Origin of the sequence: Xanthomonas sp. 3075, assembly GCF_014197275.1 — a bacterium.
In the GTDB taxonomy this organism is placed as follows: domain Bacteria; phylum Pseudomonadota; class Gammaproteobacteria; order Xanthomonadales; family Xanthomonadaceae; genus Xanthomonas; species Xanthomonas campestris_B.
The window spans coordinates 232,526-238,928 of the sequence record NZ_JACIFI010000007.1 but is presented as its reverse complement, the minus strand read 5'-3'; the positions used below and the strand labels follow the sequence as shown (position 1 = coordinate 238,928).

The following is a 6,403-nucleotide window of genomic DNA, read 5'->3' as shown; positions in this document are numbered from 1 at the left end:
TCTCGGCCAGAAAGATCTCGCGCCGGGTCTGCTTGCGCTTGCCCAGGCCCTCAGCGTCACCGAACGTCAGTTGCATGGATCACTCCTCAACATCATGCGGGTAGTGTCGCGTATCTGTGGTGCGTTGTTCAGAGCTTCCTTAGATTGCCGTTGCCAACGTTCCCGCCGCTGAGTTCGCTAGAAGGTCTGTTATTGTCTCTTCCAATATGCTGCGGCAGATACGACCCCGCCGGCTGCCCCTGGGGACCTGGGGCTGCTGCATTATTAAACGCCGTGTAGGTGAGGAACGTACCCATATTGCCCTGCCATAGCGCGGCGGCGATGGTCGGCACGGTGATGATGAGCATGGTCATGATCAGGCCGATGCCGCCTTGTTGCAGGGCCTGGCTGGAGAGGCCTTCGGCGCTGGCCAGGGGGATGAACTTGACCGCCCAGTAGGCAGCGGCCACCTTGGCAGTGAACTTGAGCACCATGGCTGTCACCACCGAGAGCATGGCCATCGAGAACAGTGTGCCGATGATGTAGAACAGCCACTTCTTGAATAGATCCCTGGTCTGGTCGAAGACCAGCGCCAGGATGAAGAGGGGCCCGATACCGATCAAGAACGCCATGGTGAACTTGAACAGCAGCAGCATCGCGCCTGCGGCCATCGGTGGGCTGGCTGTACCGAAGCCTGCCATGAGCATGGCGCGACCTTTTTTCTCCAGCACTTCCGGCTGGGCCGGATCTACGCGCACCGCATCCAGTGTGGCCATTGCGACCTGCGTGTAGGCAAGGTTCTCGTCGATGGCATCGGCGGCAGTGCCCTCATCGCCGGTGAACAGATGATGGATTTCCTTGTCCAGGTTCTCGGTCATGGTCTGGTGCAGCATGGCGCCGTTGACCCCGAGGGCCGAGGCAATGCTGATGATGATGGCGACCTTGCCGGCCTTGATCATCGTGGCCATGGCGCTCTCGCGCGACTGCCCGGTGGCGATGCGGTAACCCAGGATCAGCACCCACAGCGTGGTGACGGTCAACGCGATGGTGCTGACCCACTTCATGGCCCGCCCCATCAGCTCCAGGCCGAATTCCTGGATTTCCCGGTTGAAGTAGTCGTTGACCAGCTTGAAGAAAACGAAGTCGCCGAGGTTGGCGTCCGCCAGCGGCTGCAACCGGCTTGTCGCACGCGGCGCACTCCGGGCTGCCGTGACAGTCGGCATCAGGGTAGTCATGTGTGCGACCTGCTCGATCATGGCCTTACATTACACGTGCAGGCGATTGCTGGGTCACGTCCGGTTGCGACCTCTGCGCATCCAGCGCACGCGACTGCTGCTGGCTCTCCTGCAGCGGCGGCACGTCAGCCGACAGGTCCACCTTGGCGCGGAAGCCCGGCGTGTTGCCAACGATCCAGGCATTGCCGTCCTGTACGGTCACGCTGCGCAGCTGGTCGACGTCGGCGATGCCAGCGCGTTTGGCCTCGACGGTGGCATGCATGGCCACGGCATCGGAGGTGCCTTGTGGCAGTTTGCTGTGGATGGACCGATACAGCGGATCATTTGACATGGCAGCCGCGCCCGGATCTACGCAGCGCTCGGGGGGATTGCCCAGGGGCAGCTTCCAGCCAGGGGGTACATACACAGGCTTGTCTTCGCGCTCCATGCGCTGCTGCGTTTCCTTCCAGCGCTCTGTTGCCATCTCTGCCGCGCCGGCGCCGGGGGCCAAGGGGCCGCGCAGATGATTGATGCCATCTGCCACGTTCATGGACTGCAAGTGGCGTGATGCCAGGGTCAGGCCGCCCCGCAGCAGCGCCACATCGTCGCGGTACTTGTCGATCATCGGCGCGTACTGCTGCGCCAACTGCTGTGATTTGGGATCTTCCAGCACGGAGCGATCCGGATTGCCATTTGCGTCGACGGGCAGGAAGTTATGGATGCGGTGTGAGTCACCGAGCGGGATGGCTACAGCTGGATTTCGCGCATCCAACACGCCGTGGGTATTTTCGTAGCCAGCCTTTTCCAGCAAGGCGATCTCTCGGGACGATGCATAGACCTTCACCTGACCGTAGTGCTTGCTGGCAGCACTGACCGCATCGCCAGCCATCACATGATTGATTACATCGGTGCCGCCTTCGGGGATGCGCCGGTCTAGGCTGACGGCGCCGTAGGCGTTGAAGGTCTCGCCCTTCAGACCGTAGTGATGTGCCGTGACTTGCGCCAAGTCGCCTCCGAGCGAGTGGCCGGTGACGGTGATTTCGGGGGCCGCTCCATCCTTGCCTATTTTTTGCGCATAAGCGAACGCATGTTGTGTCAGTTCAAGCGCATCATGCACCTGGCGGTTATGACGTGCTGCAACCATGCCACCATCCGCGTGGGCACCATCTTGTTTTGGTTGACGCTCGAATTCTGTTCCTCGATGAGCAACGATGATTTCGTTTGTGTCGACACGTTGATAAATGATGCCCTGGTAGCCTGATGTGCTATCGGCATACTCCAGGCGGCGATAAGAAATTCCGCCAATATCTACTGGGCTGCTGTTCGCTCCGACTTCCTCGGGGCGGTCGTAAACATCCTTCGAAAGCGCTGCATATTGCTGGCTTGTGAGGCTCATAACTGAACCCTCTCCGCAGTCAAGGTGACTTTGAAGATGTTGTTTCGCGCATCATCATTGAATTGATCGACAGAAAGTCGACCGCCATCCGGGAAGTTTTCCATATCTTCCTTGGGGTAACGACCTTTCCAGAAATAGGTGATCTTGGGTGCTGAACTATGAATCTCGCTTTTAAACAGAACTGGCTGAAAGCGTGTTTCCTCTTTTTTTCCAGTGGCCTTTAATGAGATGCCGACTCCATTGAGTTCAAATACGCACATGCCTTTGCCGTAGTAGTCTGCATCGACCATGCCATCGGCATAGATCGTCGCCACATAGGTGGATGCATCACGCTTCTCGAAGTGTATGGGAATTACATCCTCTTTTTGCTTTGTCGACATGCCCAGCGAACGATCAAAAGGCGTGCAGGCATCGCGGTTGGTCATTTCGTAAAACGCCGTGCCTGAGATCCAGTCAAACGGCCCAGGCGCATCTTCAATCATCATGGTGATGCGATACGCCTGCACAGGATGCGGGTTCTTCCGGTAGACCGGATCGGTGTCGACGTTGTAGGGAGATGAGGGCTCGCTGGGGGCATTCATGGGCTTGCATCCTGCAAAGAAGAAGGGCACGAGGAGAAAAGCGAAACTGCCGAAAATCTTGGGAGTCATTGGAGATGCTTCTGCTGCCTGCGCGCATTGCGCAATCAAGATGCGCAGTTTAGCCGCGCATTGAGCGATCCGCACTAATCCCGAGATCGCGCCAGCGCGGCGACGCGGATTAGCAGTGTCAACAGAGATTTAAAAGCCAAACCAAAGGTCGACACGCTGCAGATGAATCGACGCGCGGGTGGCGGATCAAAAGGGAGTCAGTAATCGATGAGCTCGACCAGCGTACAAGATGTGAAGGTGTCGTCTTTGTAGTAGAGATTACTTCGTGGTGAACGTCAGTAGGTGTTTTGGCGGGGGAATTGGAGACTATTGTTTGAAGCGGTAATGCGGTGATCCAGGATTTTTCATAAGATATCCTTTTTATGAAAAAGAGGTATTTAATAAGATTCGAATATCGGCTCGGAGCATGCGGAATATATAACTCTGCATTTTGTGTCTTTATTGTCTTTTATGCAGCGGGAAATCGCGCCTTCACTTGAAATATCTTTGGATGCTCCTCCGGCATACGAAAGCATTCCCGAAATGGATTTATCACCAACATAAGGCTCTGCAATAGATGCGCATTGATTCTCATAAGTGAAATCAACTGTGCATTCTTTTCCGCTAGTTGATCTGCACTTTTCAAGTGCCTCCTTCTGAGCTTCTGACTTCTTTATTTTATTTTTGGCGACGCCTAAGTTGTCTCCGCCGTCACTGGCAATTGCACCCCAAGTTTTAAGCCATTTGCCAGTCGGCCGAGCCGCCTGTGTAGAACCATTCTGAGGGATTGGAGCGCATGCAGCTACGCCTTGGCCGCCGATGGGATATTGCCCTGGCGGACAGCCTTGTTCAGCAAGGCCAGCTGAGGAATACATTATTAATGCAATAGCAAGAAAAACTTCTTTTCTAAAGTTCATGCGCGCCTCTTCGAGGGTTTTTATAAAGCTTTAGGATTAACTCGTAGTGCTAACCTTGAGTCCTCGAATTTTGTCCAGCTAATCCTAGCGTTCCAGGGGTTACTGCATCGCTAGTATCTGCGCCAGTTATGGTTCTAGATGCCCCACTATTCGTCCTGTAAGCGCTATCGTCGGGTCTATCGGTGTTAGGCGCTGTCCGCTGTGGCGTATACGACCCAGCCGGTTGCCCTTGCGGGCCTGGGGCTGCTGCATTATTAAACGCGGTGTAGGTGAGGAACGTGCCCATATTGCCCTGCCATAGGGCGGCGGCGATGGTCGGTTCGGTACAGGTGGGTGGCGGGAACAGCGATAACAGAAAGAGCAATGGATGGCAGATGCGCGTTCAGCTGGACGGTGAGGCTTTATAAATCATGCGCTCGTCGCGAGTGAGTGAGGCCGTTTTGTCCGGACACAGCCTCCCCGGCGGCACTGGCTGACCACCGGGGAAGCGCTCGAGATGATTTGCCTGCTGTGCCATGATCCTTATGCGCGATGAGGCAGGTTTGGTGCGAACTGTCGCACACGCTTAACCAAATTTCTACCAAGCCGGCAAAGGGTGCCAGGCCCGGGCGCGCTGCTCAGGCGCGGCCTGGCTTGTTTTGCCACTTTTTGTAAGGAAATCCCTACAGTCGATCGCGGCATTTGCCTGCGTGGCAGCTTCCTTTGCCAGGCCCGGTTACGGTCAATAGACAGCGGGCGCTGGACGGCGCCAGCTGGAACCAGAAGGTATTCCGGCAGACGCATCCCCGGGCTTGGGTAGGCGGAATCGGTTATATCCCGACGCAGCTGAAGTGCTAGCGCTGTCACCGTTGCCCAGGCTGGCGGCCATCCTCCCCTTGCTCACCCCTCCCACACCGGCAATTTCTTCGCCACCGCCACATTCTTCAGCGTCACATACTTGGGCAACCCATCGCTGCCATACGCCAGCGGGGCTTCGCCCTTGATCAGCGGGGCGAAATAGCGCCGGGCGCGTTCGGTGATGCCGAAGCCGTCCTTGCGCAGGAAGCTGGGCGGCATCTTCTTTTCGTGGTTGGCCACCTTGTGCAGCGGGGCGGGCACGATCTTCCAGCGATAGGGGGCGTCGCTGACGCGTTCGATCACCGGGATCACCGCGTTCATGCCCTTGAGTGCGTATTGCACCGCGGCCTTGCCGACGGCCTGGGCCTGTTCCCAGTCGGTCTTGGAGGCGAGGTGGCGTGCGGAACGCTGCAGATAATCGGGCAGCGTCCAGTGCACCTTGTAGCCGAGCTCCTGCTTGACCTGCGCGGCGAGGAACGAGGCCACCCCGCCGAGTTGCGCGTGGCCGAACGAGTCGGTCGCGCCGCCGGCATCGGCGACAAAGCTGCCATGTGCATCCTGGATGCCTTCGCTGGCAACCACCACGCACCAGCCGACCTTCTCGACGACCTGTTTCACCTTGGCCAGGAACGCGGCCTGGTCGTAGGCGCGCTCAGGCAGCAGGATGATCTGCGGCGCCTCGTCCGGGCCCTGGCCGGCCAGGCCTGCGGCCGCCGCCAGCCAGCCGGCGTGGCGGCCCATTGCCTCGTAGATGAAGACCTTGGTCGAAGTGTCGGCCATTGCGGCGACATCCAGCGCGGCCTCGCGGACCGACACGGCGGTGTACTTGGCGGCCGAGCCGAAGCCAGGGCAGGTGTCGGTCACCGCCAGGTCGTTGTCGATGGTCTTGGGTACGCCGATGCAGTGCAGCGGGTAGCCATAGGCCTTGGCCAATTGCGAGACCTTCCAGGCGGTATCGGCCGAATCGTTGCCGCCGTTGTAGAGGAACCAGCGCACGTCATGCGCGCGCAATACATCGAGCAGGCGTTCGTACTTGGCGCTGTCTTCTTCCAGCGACTTGAGCTTGTAGCGGCACGAGCCGAACGCGCCGCCGGGGGTCTGCGCCAGCGCGGCGATTGCGGCAGCCGATTCCTTCGAGGTGTCGATCAATTCCTCGCGCAATGCGCCCAGGATGCCGTTACGTGCGGCCAGCACCTTGATCTTGCGCGCGCGCGCTTCGGTGATGACGCCGGCGGCGGTGGCGTTGATGACGGCAGTGACGCCGCCGGATTGGGCATACAACAGGTTGCCAGTGGACATAGGGGAACGGGCTCCTCACATGGAAACATGGCGCAGGGGGACAGTGCCGGGACATTCCCCGGATGCGGTAAGCTGCACGACCATACGGTCAGCGCTGGCGAAGACCTGAGTCTAACGCCGCCAACCGCAACG

At 58.5% G+C, this 6,403-nt stretch carries 5 protein-coding genes; all 5 read right to left on the bottom strand.

Annotated features, from left to right (window positions below):
• Positions 1–128 precede the first annotated feature (128 nt).
• Entirely contained in the window at positions 129–1,202 is a 1,074-nt protein-coding gene (locus GGR62_RS09250) for a type IV secretion system protein (protein ID WP_260305736.1), read from the bottom strand.
• Between the two features lie 37 nt (positions 1,203–1,239).
• Positions 1,240–2,589, bottom strand: coding sequence for a DUF6792 domain-containing protein (locus GGR62_RS09245; protein ID WP_184407602.1), 1,350 nt, complete (start codon positions 2,587–2,589; stop codon positions 1,240–1,242).
• Positions 2,586–3,170: a hypothetical protein gene (locus GGR62_RS09240; protein ID WP_184407621.1), complete on the bottom strand. Its 585-nt coding sequence runs from the start codon at positions 3,168–3,170 to the stop codon at positions 2,586–2,588. Before GGR62_RS09240 ends, GGR62_RS09245 begins: the two co-directional genes overlap by 4 nt.
• A gap of 446 nt (positions 3,171–3,616) precedes the next feature.
• Positions 3,617–4,135, bottom strand: a complete 519-nt coding sequence (locus GGR62_RS09235; RefSeq protein WP_260305716.1) for a DUF4189 domain-containing protein — start codon at positions 4,133–4,135, stop codon at positions 3,617–3,619.
• Positions 4,136–5,014: 879 nt separating this feature from the next.
• Complete coding sequence (locus GGR62_RS09230) at positions 5,015–6,271, bottom strand: 6-phosphofructokinase (protein WP_184407601.1); 1,257 nt, start codon at positions 6,269–6,271, stop codon at positions 5,015–5,017.
• Positions 6,272–6,403 lie beyond the last annotated feature (132 nt).